Raw genomic sequence first — 369 nt, 5'->3', positions numbered from 1 at the left:
CGCCGGAGCACAATTTTACCCTGAATATTATCGCCAATTTAACCCACAAAACCAGCCAACGTCAGCATTGATCGAAGGTTTCCATCAGCAACTTTTTAGTGACAGCGAGCCCACGCAGCTCAAAGCCGCTAAAGCATGGGTGGCCTGGGAGGAAACCTTATGTTGCGGCACGGCACCAAGTATTAAACTGCTAGAACCCGCTGCTCTTATCAACCGAGCACAGCTACAGCTGCACTACTTCAAGCACCAGTTTTTTCTACGTGACGATATGCTCATGGACCATGCCAAGGAGTTCGCAGGCCTGCCGGTATGGATGGTTCACGGACGCCACGACTTGATGTGTTCATACGCGCGAGCCCAAGCATTTGC

At 51.5% G+C, this 369-nt stretch carries 1 pseudogene; it reads left to right on the top strand.

The window, feature by feature from the left end:
* A pseudogene (locus CWC14_RS19515) lies at window positions 1-369 on the top strand (hypothetical protein); the annotation flags it as partial.

The organism is Pseudoalteromonas sp. S3260, from assembly GCF_005886925.1.
Lineage (GTDB): Bacteria > Pseudomonadota > Gammaproteobacteria > Enterobacterales > Alteromonadaceae > Pseudoalteromonas > Pseudoalteromonas tetraodonis.
The sequence above is the reverse complement of the archived record's forward strand: the minus strand, read 5'-3'. Positions and strand labels throughout refer to the sequence as shown.